General features: G+C 74.7%; 13 protein-coding genes. 7 read left to right on the forward strand and 6 right to left on the reverse strand.

What is annotated here, in order from left to right; all coding sequences use genetic code 11:
• Positions 1-47 precede the first annotated feature (47 nt).
• The 3 genes from ACFV0Q_RS14410 to ACFV0Q_RS14420 all read right to left on the reverse strand — a co-directional run bounded on the left by ACFV0Q_RS14410 (position 48) and on the right by ACFV0Q_RS14420 (position 3,999).
• The gene (locus ACFV0Q_RS14410) at positions 48-1,280 is read right to left on the reverse strand and encodes a VWA-like domain-containing protein (RefSeq protein ID WP_385005011.1); all 1,233 of its coding nucleotides are present in this window, start codon (positions 1,278-1,280) and stop codon (positions 48-50) included.
• The gene (locus ACFV0Q_RS14415) at positions 1,277-2,533 is read right to left on the reverse strand and encodes an AAA family ATPase (protein ID WP_385005013.1); all 1,257 of its coding nucleotides are present in this window, start codon (positions 2,531-2,533) and stop codon (positions 1,277-1,279) included. The genes ACFV0Q_RS14410 and ACFV0Q_RS14415 overlap by 4 nt, the downstream gene beginning before the upstream one ends.
• Before the next feature lie 80 nt (positions 2,534-2,613).
• Positions 2,614-3,999 (reverse strand): hypothetical protein, encoded by a 1,386-nt coding sequence (locus ACFV0Q_RS14420; protein WP_385005015.1) that lies wholly within the window; start codon positions 3,997-3,999, stop codon positions 2,614-2,616.
• A gap of 265 nt (positions 4,000-4,264) precedes the next feature.
• On the opposite strand from ACFV0Q_RS14420, the gene ACFV0Q_RS14425 reads away from it, so the two are divergent.
• The 6 genes from ACFV0Q_RS14425 (at position 4,265) to ACFV0Q_RS14450 (ending at position 10,184) form a co-directional block, all read left to right on the forward strand.
• The gene (locus tag ACFV0Q_RS14425; RefSeq protein ID WP_385005017.1) at positions 4,265-5,056 is read left to right on the forward strand and encodes a serine/threonine protein kinase; all 792 of its coding nucleotides are present in this window, start codon (positions 4,265-4,267) and stop codon (positions 5,054-5,056) included.
• A complete protein-coding gene (locus ACFV0Q_RS14430) occupies positions 5,025-6,449 on the forward strand; it encodes a serine/threonine-protein kinase (protein WP_385005019.1) in 1,425 nt (474 codons plus the stop codon). The genes ACFV0Q_RS14425 and ACFV0Q_RS14430 overlap by 32 nt, the downstream gene beginning before the upstream one ends.
• 152 nt (positions 6,450-6,601) lie before the next feature.
• A complete protein-coding gene (locus ACFV0Q_RS14435) occupies positions 6,602-7,087 on the forward strand; it encodes an RICIN domain-containing protein (protein WP_385005021.1) in 486 nt (161 codons plus the stop codon).
• 25 nt (positions 7,088-7,112) lie between these two features.
• Positions 7,113-8,168: an LGFP repeat-containing protein gene (locus ACFV0Q_RS14440; protein ID WP_385005023.1), complete on the forward strand. Its 1,056-nt coding sequence runs from the start codon at positions 7,113-7,115 to the stop codon at positions 8,166-8,168.
• A gap of 13 nt (positions 8,169-8,181) precedes the next feature.
• On the forward strand, positions 8,182-9,192 hold the full coding sequence (locus tag ACFV0Q_RS14445; protein ID WP_385005025.1) for an LGFP repeat-containing protein: 1,011 nt from the start codon (positions 8,182-8,184) through the stop codon (positions 9,190-9,192).
• 11 nt (positions 9,193-9,203) lie between these two features.
• Complete coding sequence (locus ACFV0Q_RS14450; protein ID WP_385005027.1) at positions 9,204-10,184, forward strand: alpha/beta hydrolase; 981 nt, start codon at positions 9,204-9,206, stop codon at positions 10,182-10,184.
• A 45-nt stretch (positions 10,185-10,229) separates the two neighbouring features.
• Here ACFV0Q_RS14450 and ACFV0Q_RS14455 read toward each other — a convergent pair whose 3' ends face one another.
• The 3 genes from ACFV0Q_RS14455 to ACFV0Q_RS14465 form a co-directional block, all read right to left on the reverse strand.
• Positions 10,230-11,540, reverse strand: coding sequence for an MDR family MFS transporter (locus ACFV0Q_RS14455; RefSeq protein ID WP_385005029.1), 1,311 nt, complete (start codon positions 11,538-11,540; stop codon positions 10,230-10,232).
• Positions 11,540-12,634 (reverse strand): PLP-dependent cysteine synthase family protein, encoded by a 1,095-nt coding sequence (locus tag ACFV0Q_RS14460; protein ID WP_385005031.1) that lies wholly within the window; start codon positions 12,632-12,634, stop codon positions 11,540-11,542. Before ACFV0Q_RS14460 ends, ACFV0Q_RS14455 begins: the two co-directional genes overlap by 1 nt.
• 719 nt (positions 12,635-13,353) lie before the next feature.
• Positions 13,354-13,770 (reverse strand): hypothetical protein, encoded by a 417-nt coding sequence (locus tag ACFV0Q_RS14465; RefSeq protein ID WP_385005033.1) that lies wholly within the window; start codon positions 13,768-13,770, stop codon positions 13,354-13,356.
• Between the two features lie 187 nt (positions 13,771-13,957).
• On the opposite strand from ACFV0Q_RS14465, the gene ACFV0Q_RS14470 reads away from it, so the two are divergent.
• Positions 13,958-14,245: DoxX family membrane protein (locus tag ACFV0Q_RS14470; protein WP_385005035.1), on the forward strand; the 288-nt coding region annotated here is incomplete at its 3' end.

The following is a 14,245-nucleotide window of genomic DNA, read 5'->3' on the forward strand; positions in this document are numbered from 1 at the left end:
CGCGGGCCGCTTGTACGCACGGAATCCGGCCCTCCGGCAGTCGCGCCCTACCCGATCTCGACCACCCGCGCCCACGAGGGCGGCCGGTCCGGCACGTAGTCGGGATCGTCCTCCCGGTACGACGGCACCCGGGCGAACAGCCCCACCACCGTCCGGCACCCGGGCCGGGACTGCGGCCATGGCGTCTGACCGTCCGTCAGGACCAGGATCACGTCCGGCCGGGGTCCCGTGCTCAGCGCCCGCGCGAAACCCTCGCGCAGATCCGTACCCCCACCGCCCAGCAGCGAGATCCCCTCCGCCCGGCACAGCGGGTGCGCCACGCCGGCCGCCGCGTCGCACGCCACCACGGTGACCAGGTCGCGGCGGCCGCCCACGGCCCGGGAGATCGCGGCGACCTCCAGGAGCGCACTGCCCAGTTCGGCGTCGCTCACCGACGCGGACGTGTCGATGACCACGCACACCCGGGGCGGCCTGCGCCGCAGGCTGGGCAGGACGAGGCCCGGCAGCCCGGCCGAACGCCGCGACGGCCGGCCGTAGGTGTAGTCCTCGCCCGCACCGGAGCCGGAGGCCGCCGAACGGACCGCCGCTCCCAGCAACTCCCGCCAGGCCTGCGGCGGATGGAACGCCTCCTCCGCCCATCGCTCCCATCCCTGCGGGGCGCTCCCGGGGCGGCCGGTGATGCCCTGGGCGACCCGGAAGCGGACCGCGTCCCGTTCCTGCTCCGTGAGGCCGTGCGCCCCGTCCGGCCCCAGGTCCCACTCCCGCTCCAGGCCGTCGGCGCCGCTGCCGCAGTCCAGCCAGGCCAGGTGCAGGGTGCCCGCTCCGAGGCCGAAGCGGCCCAGATAGTCCTCCATCAGCAGACCGGCGGGCAGCCCCAAGTCCCCCGGCTCGACGGCCCCTTCGGGTTTGAGCAGTCCGTCGCCGAACGCGTCGTCGTTGATCTCGCAGTCCGCGGCGATGTTCATCCGCAGCCGTTCCCCGGGCCCGGTCAGCCCCTGCTCCCGCGCGAGCCGGTCCCCGCGCCCGTGGTGGTCGCGCAGCAGGTGCGACACCTCGTGGACCCACACCCCGGCCAGCTCCTCCACCGGGGTGCGGTCCACGAAGCCGGACGAGACGTAGCAGCGCCAGTGCCGGTCGACGGCCATGGTGGGCACCCGCCGCGACTCCATGGCGTGCAGGGCGAACAGCGCCGTGGCCAGGTACGGGCGGGCCCGGGCGGCGTGCAGCCGGGCGGCGAACAGCTTGTCGAAGTCCAGCGCCCCGGCGCCGTCCCCGGTCATACGCCGGCCCCCGCGGCGGCACGGTCGGCGACCCGGGCCGCCGCCTGGTCGGCGCGCCGGGACAGGGTCACCACCCCCGCGAGCCGCTCGATCGCCTCGGGAACGTCCCAGTCCTCCCGGCGCAGCGAGGCGAGGGTGGTCGCGGGGACCACCACCAGGTCCGGTGCCCCGGTCTCCAGCGCCCGGACCAGCAGGGCCCAGGCCGCGTCCCAGCGGGACTTCTCCGGGCGCGCCCGTACGGCGGCCACGACCCCGTCGAGCACGGCCTGGCGCAGGTCCCCCCGGTCCGGCAGTTCGGCGCCGGCCGGATCCGCGAGGAGCGTCTCGGGGTCCGGGAGGTCCATCCGGTCCAGCCAGGCCAGCAGTTCGAGCCCCGGACCGTCCCCCACGGTGCCCCGGACCAGCAGGGAGAGCACCTCCCGGGAGGAGCCGGCGGCGGTCGCGAAGGCGGTGAGGCACAGGGCCATGTCCCAGCTCCGCGGCGACGGCCACGGGCCGCCCCGGCGCCCCTCGCCGCTGGGCAGCAGGTGGACGAGCTTGGGGCGGGCGGCGAGGAGCCCGCACACCGCGCGCCTCCCGAAGGCCACGGCCTCCGGGAGGCGTTCGGGGTCCAGCGTCGGCAGGGTCGCGCGGGGCCAGGTCCCGCCGAGACCGCGTACGACGACCTCGTGGTCATGGGTCCACTGGAGATGGACGAACCGGTTGGCCAGCGGCGGGCTCAGCTCCCAGCCGTCGGCCGCCGACCCCCGCGGATTGGCGGCGGCCACGATCCGTACGCCGGGCGGCAGTTGCAGCGCGCCGATCCGCCGCTCCAGGACCAGGCGGAGCAGGGCGGCCTGGACGGCGGGCGGCGCGGTGGACAGCTCGTCCAGGAACAGCAGCCCCCGGCCGGCCCGGACAAGGCGCACGGCCCAGTCCGGCGGCGCCATCGGCACGCCCTGTTCGGCGGGATCGTCGCCGATGACGGGCAGTCCGGAGAAGTCGGACGGCTCGTGGACGCTGGCGATGACCGTGGTCAGCGGCAGGTCCAGGGCCGTGGCGAGCTGGGTCAGGGCCGCGGTCTTCCCGATGCCCGGCTCACCCCACAGCAGCACGGGCAGGTCGGCGGCCACGGCCAGGGTCAGGGCCTCCAGCTGGACGTCGGGGCGCGGTTCGGTGGTGGTGTCGCGCAGCAGGGCCAGCAGATCACCGGCGACGTCGAGCTGCGCGGCCGGGGCCGATCCGGTCGGGGCGTACGAGGGGAAAGCAGACATGGGTCATCACCTGAGGGTTCATGGGTGGGTGTGGCGGGTGGGGCGGGTGTGGCGGAGAGCGGTGGTCCGAGGGGTCGGCGTCAGGCCGAGTGCCGCGGCCGCCGCCGCCGGCGGTCGCGCGGGCGGGCGTGGCTGGGAATGACAGCGCGCTTGGGTCCGGGCCCTGCCAGGCCCGCCCTGAACAGCCCGTAGGTGACGCGCCTCATCGCGGCGGCCTCCAGCTCTTCTCGCAGGGCACCGGAACGCAGCACCGCGCCGGGCCCGAGGAGCGCTTCCACGACGGCCAGCGCACCGGCGGTGTCCCCGTGGAGCAGGCGTTCCCGGACGCCGGACAGGCGGTCGGGCCGGCGGAGCGCCTCGTCGATGGCCCGCAGACAGGGCAGGGGAGTGCCGCTCAGGGCGAGCAGCAGCTCCTCGCGCCGGATCTCGGCCGGATCGTGGTCGAGGGGGGCCAGCGCCCCGTCGACCAGGCCGATCCGGTGCAGGGCTCCCCGGCACTCCACGAGCCGCGGCTCTCCCGGCCGGTCCGGGCTCCGCGCCGTCCGGTCCGTCGGCCGGTCCGGGACCAGCGCCGAGGCGACCAGCGGGTGCAGCCGGTCGGCGTCGATCAGCCCGGCGCGCAGCAGTTCCAGGTCGGGCGGCACCCAGGTCGCCGCGTCGGGCAGGACCGGCAGGGCGCCGGCGGTGCCGTCCTGCGGCGCGGCCGAGGCGGCGAGCAGCGCGGGCGCCCCGGAGCGGGACCCGTCCGCGGCCACGTCCAGGACCAGGCGGTGCCCGGACCCGAGCCGTACGGTGACCCGGCCGTCGGGCCGCCCTTCGTCGGCGCGCAGCAGCAGCTCGGCCTCCGCCGCCCAGCGGTCGACGGCGCGGCCCGGCCCGGACGGCACGCCCTCCGGCGGGAGGCCGGGGGCCCGGTCGGCCCCCGACCGGCTGCGCAGCTCGTCGCTGCGGCGGGCGTCCCACAGGTGCCGGTGCAGGTCGAACCGGAACCGGCGGGCGGGCCGGGGGCGCGGATGGCGGAGTTCGGCGGGCTCGGGGCGGGAGTGGTCCCATAGGGCGAGGCCGAACCGCTGACCGGAGTCCGCCCACACCGGCGGGGTCCGGACCACGAGGTGGACCGGGCACGAGCCGTCGTACCCCGCGCCTTCGTACCGGGCGAGGGTGAGGGTCAGACCCGGGCGCAGCAGCCCGTCGGGGGCGACCCTCGGCAGGTGCCAGCGCAGCAGGTCGGGGGCCAGGTGGCGGAGATCGGCCCGGACCCGCGCGACGAGTTCCGGTCCGTGAGTGCGCGCCACCGTACGCAGGTTGAAGTCGACGTCGACGCCCGCGGCGGCGCAGGCCCCCGCCCAGTCCCCGGCGCGGCGGCGGGCGGTGGCGGTCTCGATCATGGAGGGCGGCACGGCGAACTCGCGCACGTGCAGCCAGAGGGGGTGGCGGGAATCGCCGTTCGCGGTGTGAGTGAGCATCAGCACTCACCTTGCGCGGACGGGACCCCCGATCTCTGAACGGTGTGAAGGGTCATCGCGGTGATCGTAGCGGCGGGTCGCGGCGGCCGCCACGTATTTCCGTACCGGGCAATCCGGCCAACCACGGGCGGGCCGTCGCCCCGGCCCATGGGCGGTTCCGCTCCGCAGAGGGTGTGAAAACAGCCAAAGTGCCACCGGGAACCCCCTCCCGGCCTGTGTACCCTTCGCCGCGTGACGACCGGTGACACGGGGCGAGGAGGGGGCAGTGAGCGGGGTACTGATCTACCTGCCGCAGGGGAGCGGTGACGCGGTGACCCTTCGGCTCGGCCCGGGGGAAGTGGCGCGCTTCGGACGGGGATCCGAGACGACCCCGGTCGAACTCCGCCTCGTCGACGCGGCGATCTCCCGGCTGGCGGGGGAGATCCGGGTGACCGACGACCACTGGCAGCTCAGCAACCACAGCACGACCCAGAGCTACCTGGTGGAGAACCCCGAGGGCGCCGGCGAGTACCTGCGGGTGCCACCGCGGCGGGCCGGAGCCCCCATCCCCTTCGAGTTCTCCCGGGTCGTGCTGCCCACCCGGGGTGACACCACCGTCTCCTTCCAGGTGTTCGCACCCGACCACGTCTACCTCGACCCGGACGGCGCCGGCGGCCACTGGGGGAGCCGGACCGTGACCGCGTACTCCCTCGACGAGACGGCCATCTACTTCCTGGTGCTGGTCGCGCTCTGCGAACCGCGGCTGCGCGACGAGTCGCCGGTCGCGGTGCCGACCACCCCCGAGATCGTCGAACGGCTCGCCGGACTCCCCGGCTGCGGGCAGCTGACGGCCCGCGCGGTCAGCTCGCACATCGACTACCTCGCCGACGAGAAGATGCGCATCGCCGCCCCCGCCGAAGCCGGACCCGGCAGGGGCCCCCGGCGCAACGGCAAGCGGGAGTCGCTCGTCGGACTCGCGCTGCGCTTCGGGCTCGTACGCGAGGAGCACCTCGCGCTGCTCCCGACCCGGGCCGGAGGAGGAGACGGTGCAGCGCCCGGCCGACGCCTCGGGAAGTGACCACCTCGCGGACCTCCCGCCCGGACACCGCGTCGGCCGCTGGGAGGTCACCGGACCGATCGGCGCCGGCGGCTGGGCGACGGTCCACGCGGCACGCCCCGCAGACCGGGGCGAGGACGGTCCCCGTGAGGCCGATGCCGATACCGACGTCGACGCCGATGTCGCGCTCAAGGTGCTGCCCACCGGCGGGCTCGCACCGCGCCAGGCCCGCCGCGTCGCGGAATCCGCCCGGCGCGAGGTCGAACTCGGCCGCCGGGCCCCCCACCCCCGGCTGATCCGCCTGCTGGACTCCTTCGTCCTCGGCGAACCGGACCACCCGTACCTCGACGGCGCGATCGTGCTGGTCATGGAGCGGGCCGAACGCAGCCTGCGGGACCTGCTCGGCACCCCGCCGCCCGAGCCCGAAGGGGCCCGGCTGATCACGGAGGTCTGCGAGGGACTGGCCCACCTGCACCGCAGCGGCTGGGTCCACGGGGATCTGAAACCGGACAACGTCCTCCTCATGGCCGACGGTTCGGTCCGGCTCGCCGACTTCGGGCTCGCCACCGAACTGACCGGCACCGACGGCACCCACGGGTACGCACCCCCGATGGGCACCCCGGACTACCTCCCGCCCGAGCGCCGCCGGGCCCCGCTCGGCGAGCACGGCGTACAGGTCCGGCCCAGCGCCGACGTCTGGGCGCTGGGCATCCTCATCCACGAGGTGTTCACCGGCGGCGCGTCCCCCTTCCCCGGCGCCACCCCCGTCTCGCGCGGAGCCGCGGCCCAGGAGTACGCCGACGGGCGCGCCCCGCTGCGCATCGACCACGCCGTACCGCCCTTCTGGCGCGAGCTGGCCGCCGACTGCCTGGCCCCGGCCCACGCCGCGCGCGCCGCGCACACCGCCGAGAGCCTCCTCGCGCGCATCACCGCCCGGCAGACCCCGCAGACCCCGCCGCCGGCCCGCAGGCGCCGCTGGGCCCGCGCCGCCCTCGCGGCCGCCGCCGCGTGCGGGGCGGCCGTCGCGCTCTGGTCGTACGCCGCGCGCGGGGAGCCGTCCGGCACGCGGGCCGAAGCCGCGGGCCGGATCCAGGTGTTCAACGCCGAGAAGACCTGCCGGGACCACGCCGACCGCGCCCCGCGCTGCAGTCTCGGCCTCGCCATCGACCCCCTCAAGCCGTACACCCCCGACAACGTCGTACCCACCCGCGTGTGGCACGGAGAGGTCCTCGACGTCGAGTGCCTGCTTCCCAAGGGCATGCCCATCGTCGACGAATCGGACGCCGTCTCCCTGGAGTGGTACCGCGTCCGCCTGCCCCGGGGGTCCGCCCGCACCACGGCCTGGCTGCCCGCCGTACGGACGAAGGACCGGCCCGTCGTACCGGAGTGCCCGCGCCCCACCGCCGGAAGCTGACGGGCCTTCGGGACGGGGGCGGGCCCGTCCCCCGAGTCTGGCGGCCACCGCCGGGCGCTGTCACTCCGGAGCGTTCCGGATGCCTGCGCCCCGCACCCCGCCACTAGCTTGCCGTCTGCCCGTCCTCCCCCGGAAGGAAGAGAACCGAGCACATGGCTGCCACGCGAACCACCCTGCCCGGCAAGGCCCTTGCCCTCGCCGCCTCCCTCGCTCCCCTCGCCTCCCTCACCCTGCTGGCCGCGGCGCCCGCCGCCACGGCGGCCCCCGCGCGCCCCGCCGATGCCGTCCAGAGCTTCAAGAACCAGGCGACCGGCCGCTGTATGGACGACACCTCCGACGGGTTCCGCACCTGGAGCTGCAACGGCAGCAACCCGCAGATGTGGACCGTGCACGTCTGGGGCGACGGCACGCGCCAGCTGCGCAACAACAACACGGGCCGCTGCGTCGAGGACACCGACAACGGGTTCCGCACCGTCGGGAGCTGCAACTCCAGCCCCGAGCAGAGCTGGTGGGTCAAGGTCTGGGGCGACGGCAGCGTCCGCCTCCAGAACCAGGCCACCGGACGGTGCATCGACGACAGCTCCCTGGGCTTCCGCACCTGGGCGTGCAACGACACCCCGTACCAGAGCTGGTTCTGACATCCCCTCACGAAGGAGCAGGCAGGTGCGTGGCGCAGCAGCCGAACGACGACGCGCAAGGCCCCCCATCGCGGTGGCGCTGGCCTTGGCCGCCGTATCCGCCCTCGGACTGAGCCCGGGCGGCCCGGCCTCGGCCCACGAGGCACCCGGCGTACCCGGCGGACCCGGCCCTCTCGGGCATCCCGCGACGGCCGAGATGTTCTGTGCGATACCTCCCGAGCGGGACATCGCCGTCACCCGCACGGTGTACGAGGTCGGTCAGCGGCGCGGCGTGTCCGACAAGGTGATGCTCGCCGGCTTCGAGACCGGCTGGGTCGAATCCCGCATGAACAACCTGGACTGCGGGGACCGCGACTCGCTCGGTGTCTTCCAGCAGCGCCCCTCGCAGGGCTGGGGCTCGCCCGAGCAGATCCTCGACGTCGACTACGCGGCGAACAAGTTCTTCGAAGTGGCCCAGCAGATGGAGCCCGGCATGGAGGGCGGCAGCGCCGGCGAGCTGGCCCAGGCCGTCCAGCGCTCCGCCTACCCCGAGCGCTACCCCCAGGCGGAGGGCGTCGCCCGGCAGATGCGGGACGAGGCCTTCCAGCCGTACGGCTCGATCGGGGCGAAGTTCGCCGCCCTCGGCGGCGCGGGCGGCCCCCTCGGGGATCCCGTACGCGCCGAGGAGGACGCGCTGCTGGGCGGGCGCTTCCAGGCGTTCCGCAACGGCATCGTGATCTGGCACCCGGACGCGGCGTTCGCCGTGTACGGGGACATCCTGGCGCGCTTCTGGGCGACGGACGCCGAACGGCAGTGGGGTTTCCCGACGATGGACGAGGCCGACGCGGGCCAGTCGCCGGGCGGGACCCGGGGCCGGTACCAGTCCTTCGAGAAGGGCCTGTTCCTCTGGTCCGCGCAGACGGGCGCGCACGTGGTGCACGGGGCGATCCACGACGCCTTCCGCACGGGCGGCAACGAGCGCGTCCTCGGTTACCCGGTGACCGAGGAGACGGACGAGGCGGGCAACGGCAAGGCCCAGAAGTTCCAGAACGCCACGATCCACTGGAACCCGACCAGGGGCACCTGGATCACCGACAACTGACCGGGAGACAGCCATGAGAGCGCCGACCCTTCAGCGTGTGATCGGGGCGATGGCACTGGCCCTGGCCGCCCTCGTGATCTCCTTCTCCGTACCGCAGACCGCGAGCGCGGCCCCGCGCGGCGGCTCCATCGGGCGGGGCGAGGTGATGGACCGGGCCTGGTCGTGGATCGCCGAGCAGGTGCCGTACAGCCAGAGCGGCTGCCACGAGAACCAGTTCGGCTGCTACCGGCCGGACTGCTCGGGCTACGTGTCGATGGCCTGGCGCCTGGACTCGTCCCTGACCACCTGGACCCTGTGGAACGTCACCTCCGACATTCCCGCGAACGAACTCCAGCCCGGCGACGCCCTGTTGCGCGACTCGGGCGGCACGGACCACGTCGCGCTCTTCGTCCGCTGGGCCGACGAGGCCCACACGCGGCCGGTGGTGCGCGAAACGTACGACTTCGGGCACGTCCCCGAGGAACGGGTGTGGAACGACGGCCTGCGGGGCTTCACCCCGCGCCGGTACGACCAGCTGGACGACCTGATGCCCTACGGCTCGATCGGGGCGAAGTTCGCCGCCCTCGGCGGCGCGGGCGGCCCCCTCGGGGAGCCCGTCGCCGGCGAACGCGATTCCATGATGGGCGGGCGCTTCCAGGCCTTCCGCAACGGCATCGTGATCTGGCACCCGGACGCGGCGTTCGCCGTGTACGGGGACATCCTGACCCGCTTCTGGGCGACCGACGCGGAACGCCGCTGGGGCTTCCCGGCGACGGACGAGGCGGACGCCGGCCAGTCGCCGGGCGGCAGCCGGGGCCGGTACCAGTTCTTCGAGAAGGCGCTGTTCCTGTGGTCCCCGCAGACCGGAGCCCACCCGGTCCAGGGAGCGGTCTACGAGGCCTTCCGCACGGGCGGCAACGAGCGCGTCTTCGGCTACCCGGTGACCGACGAGACGGACGAGGCGGGCAACGGCAAGGCCCAGAAGTTCCAGAACGCCACGATCCACTGGAACCCGGCCAGGGGCACCTGGACCACCAACGACTGATGGAGGATTTCGTGAACGAGCAGCGCCCCACCCGCAGGAGCGTCCTCAGGACCGTCGGCGGACTCTCCGCCGCCATGGCGCTGGGCGCCGGAGGCGTCCTCGCCTCCGCCACGGCGGCCGGCGCGGTCGGCGACGCCGCCGGTCTGCACATCGTCGACCGCGGCGAGGCCGACCCCCGCATGTGGTACTACCGCTTCGCCACCAACGAGATCGGCTGGCAGCCCGCCGTCAACGTCCTGCTGCCCGACGACTACCACTTCAGCGGCCGCACCTACCCCGTCCTCTACCTCCTCCACGGCGGCCTCCAGGACTTCATCACCTTCGACGTCGCCGGAGTCCGCGCCTGGACCGCCGGCAAGCCGATCATCGTGGTGATGCCCGACGGCGGACAGGCGGGCTGGTACTCCAACCCCGTCACCACCAACGTCGGCCCCCGCAACTGGGAGAGCTTCCACATCAACCAGCTGATCCCCTGGGTGGACCAGAACTTCCGCACGTTCGCCGAGTACGACGGCCGCGCCGTCTCCGGGTTCTCGATGGGCGGCTTCGGCGCGCTGAAGTACGCGGCCAAGTACTGGGGCCACTTCGCCTCGGTCAGCTCCCACTCCGGCCCGGCCAGCGTGCGCCGCGACGGCGGCGCGGTGGTCCACTGGGCCAACCTGTCCGCCGCGGTCAAGGACCTCGCGGGCGGCACGATCTACGGCGCGCCCTGGGACCAGGCACGCGTCACCGCCGACAACCCGATGGAGCGGATCGAGAGCTACCGCAACAAGCGGATCTTCCTGGTCGCCGGCACCAGCCCCGACCGCACCAACGCCTTCGACACCTTCAACGAGACCCAAGTACTCGCCGGTCAGCGGGAGTTCCGCGACGCCCTCGGCCGCGCCGGCATCCAGCACGAGTGGTACGAGGAGCCGGGCGGCCACATCATCCGCGACTACATGATGATCCGCGACATCGACGGCATGATCGGCCGCCTCCGCAGGGCGTAGGCGCTCCCCGGGGGCTCCGCGATCCAGGAGCCCCCGGGCGCCCGGTCAGCCCGTCATCGCCTCCGCCCGGGCCGGTGCGGCCGGTGTGGGCGGGGCGAGGCGGCCCGTGCGGTGGAGGGCGTAGAGGGCCGCCGAGCAGCCGAGGCCGAGGGTGAACAGGGCCAGCCACGGCAGCGCGGACATCCCGGCCGAGCGGGCCGCGTCCAGCGCCGCTCCCGTGAGCAGGTTGCCGAGCGCGATGCCCACCCCGCACACCGTGTTGTACAGGCCGTAGTGGGTCGCGACGAGCCGGTCCCCGCACAGCCGGACGATGGTGTCCATCTCGAACGGGTAGGCCACCATCGTGCCCACCGCCAGCAGCAGCGCGGACAGCGCCGGCGGTACGACGGCCGGCAGCCGCGCCCACAGCGGCGAGTCCGGTGCCGGCAGCGCGGTGGCGGCCAGCAGCGGTACGAAGGCCACCCCCATGGTCAGCAGCCCCCAGGTCAGTGCCCGGCCCGGCTCCATGCGGGCCTTGCACCAGGCGGTGACCCGGGTCTGGAAGAGGATCGTGCTCAGCCCCGAGACGGCGAACAGCACGGCCACCGCCGCCGTGCCGAAGGTGCCTTCCCCGCCGAGGCGCCGGACCTCCAGCGGCAGCGCCAGGTAGACCTGGAACGTCATCACGTACGAGCCGATCATGGCCAGCGAGAACAGCAGGAACGGCCGGTTGGCCAGGATCCGCCGCCACTGCGTGAGCACGCCCTCGCGCGGACGGGTCTCCCGCTCCCCGGCGTCGTTGCCCCGCCGCGCGGGCAGGGCGCGGATCTGGACGGCGCTCAGCACGGCGAAGATGCCCGCCGCCACCAGGCAGGTGACGCGGAAGTCCACGCCCGTCAGCACCATCCCCACCAGCGGCCCCAGCAGGATGCCCGCCTGGTAGAAGACGTTGAACAGCGCGAACGCCTCGACCCGGCGCTCACCCGCGTCCGCCGCCAGGTACGCCCGCGTCGCCGGGTTGAACAGGGCCCCGGCCAGACCCGTCGCGGCCGAGGCGGCGAGCAGCGCGGGCACCGAGTCGACCAGCCCGAGGGTCGCGAACCCGGCGATCCGCAGCACCAGCCCGGCGATGATCATCGGCTTGTAACCGAGGCGGTCGGCGAGCGTGCCGCCGATCAGGAACATGCCCTGCTGGCTGAAGTTGCGCACCCCGAGGATCAGCCCGACCGTCCAGCCGGCCAGCCCCAGCGGCCCGGCCAGGTGCGTGGCCAGGTAGGGCATCAGCATGTAGAAGCCGAGGTTGATGGTGAACTGGTTCACCATCAGCAGCTGCACGCTGCCCTCGTACGAACGGACCTGCGCGATGGTGCTCCTCATCAGGCCCGCTCCTCCGCCCCGTGCAGCGCGAGCGGGTCCACCACGGCCGTGCAGCGGGTCCAGCGGGTGACCTCCTTCTCGTCCAGTCGGCCGATCCGGTCGGGCTCGTCGGCGGGAGGGGAGTCCAGCAGGCCGTGCGCGGCGCAGTAGTCGTCGTCGTACACGGTGCCGAGGTAGCGCTGCGGCCCGTCCGGGAACACCGCCGCGATCCGGGTGTCCTCGGGCAGGGTGCGGGCCAGCCAGCCGGCCACCAGGGCGACGGCCCCCACGCTCCAGCCGCCGGCGGCGTAGTGGGAGGCGGCCAGCTGGCGGCAGGCCCACACGGCCTCGCCCGGGGCGACCCAGTGCACCTCGGAGAACTGCTCGTACGCGACGTTGCGCGGGTAGATGCTCGATCCGAGGCCGCGCATCAGCCGGGTCCGGGCGGGCTGGCCGAAGATGGTGGAGCCCACGGTGTCCACGCCCACCAGCCGGAGATCGGGATAGAGCTGGCGCAGCACGCGCGAGACCCCCGCCGAATGCCCGCCGGTGCCCACGCTGCACACCAGGACGTCGATGTGGCCGAGGTCGGTGGCCAGTTCGAGCGCCAGCGGGGTGTACGCGGTGGTGTTGTCGGGGTTGTTGTACTGGTCCGGGCACCACGAGCCGGGGTACTGCCCCATCAGCTCGGTGACGCGGTCCCGGCGGGCCTGCTGCCAGCCGCCGGAGGGGTGGGGTTCGGAGACGACGTTGACCTGGGCCCCGTACGCCGTCAGCAGGCGGGTCATCGACGGCTCCAGGCCCGGGTCGGTGACGAGGGTGACGGGGTGCCCGTAGACCATGCCCGCGAGGGCCAGGCCCAGGCCGAGGGTGCCGCTGGTGGACTCGATGATCCGGGCCCCCGGCAGCAGGTCGCCCCGGGCCCGGGCACGCTCGACCATGTGCAGGCCCGGACGGTCCTTGATGCCGCCCGGGTTGAAGCCCTCCAACTTCGCCCAGAACCCGCGCCCCGCCGGGGCGAGGGGTTGCGACACGCGCAGCATGGGCGTGTTGCCGACCAGCCCGGACAGGGTGGCGCGGGAGGGGTGGGTCACGTCGGTGGCCGAAGAATGCATTGTTCCGCTCTCGTTCGATGATGCGTCGGTTGGTCGCTCATGCGGATGCCGACCTCGGACGGGACGGGGCCCCGCCCGTTGGGCATACGTCAGCCGTTGCGAAGGGAACTACGGGAGCGGACTAGAGCCGCCATCGACAGACACTGGTCAGGATCGAGCGGCCGGAACGGGCCGTCGGAGCCCTCGCGGCCCCGGCCGGCGGCGCCGGTGCCGCCCGCGCCGCGACGCCCGGGCCCGTGCGCCCGCGTGCCGCCCGGCCTGCGGCGTTGTCCACCGCACCGGGAGCCGTACGGGCGGATCCCGGGACCGGGGCGCAGGACGAACCGTGCTCCGGATGGGGATGTGGCCGCCCTTCAGGCGCCGTCGGCCCGGACTGCGGCGCGGCTCCAGCGGCCCACGACCCGGCCGGGACGGCTCCGTGCCCGGCGCCGCCGCCCGGATCCGGGGCCCGGAGCGGGTGGGGGAAGCAGGACAGGGCGGCGAGGAACAGGGCGGTCAGCAGGGCGCCGAGTACGCCGGGTGCCTGGGAGGCACCCGGAGGGGGCGGGCCCGGACGGGGCGGGGGTACGCGGGGGTGGCGCGACACAGTTCCTCCGTGCGGCGGGCACTCCCCGGCCCGGACGGGGCGGGGGAGCGGCGGGGATCGCGGGAGCGGCCGGCACGGCGTTCCACCGCGCGGACGGGCCGCGCGCGGGTCGCCGTACGGAAGGTCCCGCCGCCTACACCCGCAGGACCGCCGGAGCCGCCGGAGGCTCCGGGACGGATCCGGACGCGCCGGACCGGCCGGGCACGGGAAGGTCCCGACGGCCCTCGGGGGCACACCGGGTGAGGGCGCCCGACGGGGCGGGCGGGGCGTCCACCACGGAGCCCTGCCGGGGCGGCACGGGCGCGCACTCGTCCGCCGGACGGTCGGAGCCGTGGCCGTGGCCGTGGCCGTCGACGGAGGCCGCCTGCGGGACTCCAGCGGCCGGGGCGGGGGCCGCGGACGCGGTCGCCGGATGCGCGGAGGTGCCCGTCGCGTGGGCGCCGTGCGTGCAGATCAGGCCCAGGAACAGCAGGGTCAGCCCGAGCAGGTGCAGCAGACCCGCCGCCCGGCGGGCCGGCGGCGGCGTGTGCTGCGCGCGGGCTGTGACCACGCGGTGATCGTAGCTTCCCCGGGGGTGTGATGACGGGACGTCAACCGGACAAACCGTGGCCGACGGAGCACCCCCGGCGCCCGTATGGCGGATCTGCGCCCGGAAGCCGGGGCGGCGGCGCCGACAGGGGATACGGATACGGGAACCACCGCGCGCCCGTCCGCCCACCTGTCCCAGGGAGACCCCGATGACCTGCATCAACCGCCGTGACCTGGCCCTGCTGGCCCTCCGTACCGCGACCGGTGCGGTGCTCATCGCCCACGGGACGCAGAAGCTCTTCGGCTGGTTCGGCGGCCCGGGCCTGGAGGGAACGGGCGCCTGGATGGACCAGATGGGCTTCAGACCCGGACGGGAGAGCGCGATCGCCGCCGGTCTGGGCGAGGCGGGCGGCGGGGCACTGCTGGTGCTGGGCCTCGCCACCCCGGCCGCGGGCGCCGCCGCGGCCGGGGCGATGGCCGGAGCGGTGTCCGTGCAC

The sequence above is a fragment of the Streptomyces sp. NPDC059564 genome, assembly GCF_042735575.1.
Lineage (GTDB): Bacteria > Actinomycetota > Actinomycetes > Streptomycetales > Streptomycetaceae > Streptomyces.

What these genes read in the sequence shown, in the direction of transcription:
- ACFV0Q_RS14445 (WP_385005025.1), top strand. Translation starts at nt 8,182, where the DNA reads ATGAGAGCGCCGACCCTTCAGCGTGTGATCGGGGCGATGGCACTGGCC.
- ACFV0Q_RS14455 (WP_385005029.1), bottom strand. Translation starts at nt 11,540, where the DNA reads ATGAGGAGCACCATCGCGCAGGTCCGTTCGTACGAGGGCAGCGTGCAG.
- ACFV0Q_RS14435 (WP_385005021.1), top strand. Translation starts at nt 6,602, where the DNA reads ATGGCTGCCACGCGAACCACCCTGCCCGGCAAGGCCCTTGCCCTCGCC.
- ACFV0Q_RS14415 (WP_385005013.1), bottom strand. Translation starts at nt 2,533, where the DNA reads ATGTCTGCTTTCCCCTCGTACGCCCCGACCGGATCGGCCCCGGCCGCG.
- ACFV0Q_RS14460 (WP_385005031.1), bottom strand. Translation starts at nt 12,634, where the DNA reads ATGCATTCTTCGGCCACCGACGTGACCCACCCCTCCCGCGCCACCCTG.
- ACFV0Q_RS14410 (WP_385005011.1), bottom strand. Translation starts at nt 1,280, where the DNA reads ATGACCGGGGACGGCGCCGGGGCGCTGGACTTCGACAAGCTGTTCGCC.
- ACFV0Q_RS14420 (WP_385005015.1), bottom strand. Translation starts at nt 3,999, where the DNA reads ATGCTCACTCACACCGCGAACGGCGATTCCCGCCACCCCCTCTGGCTG.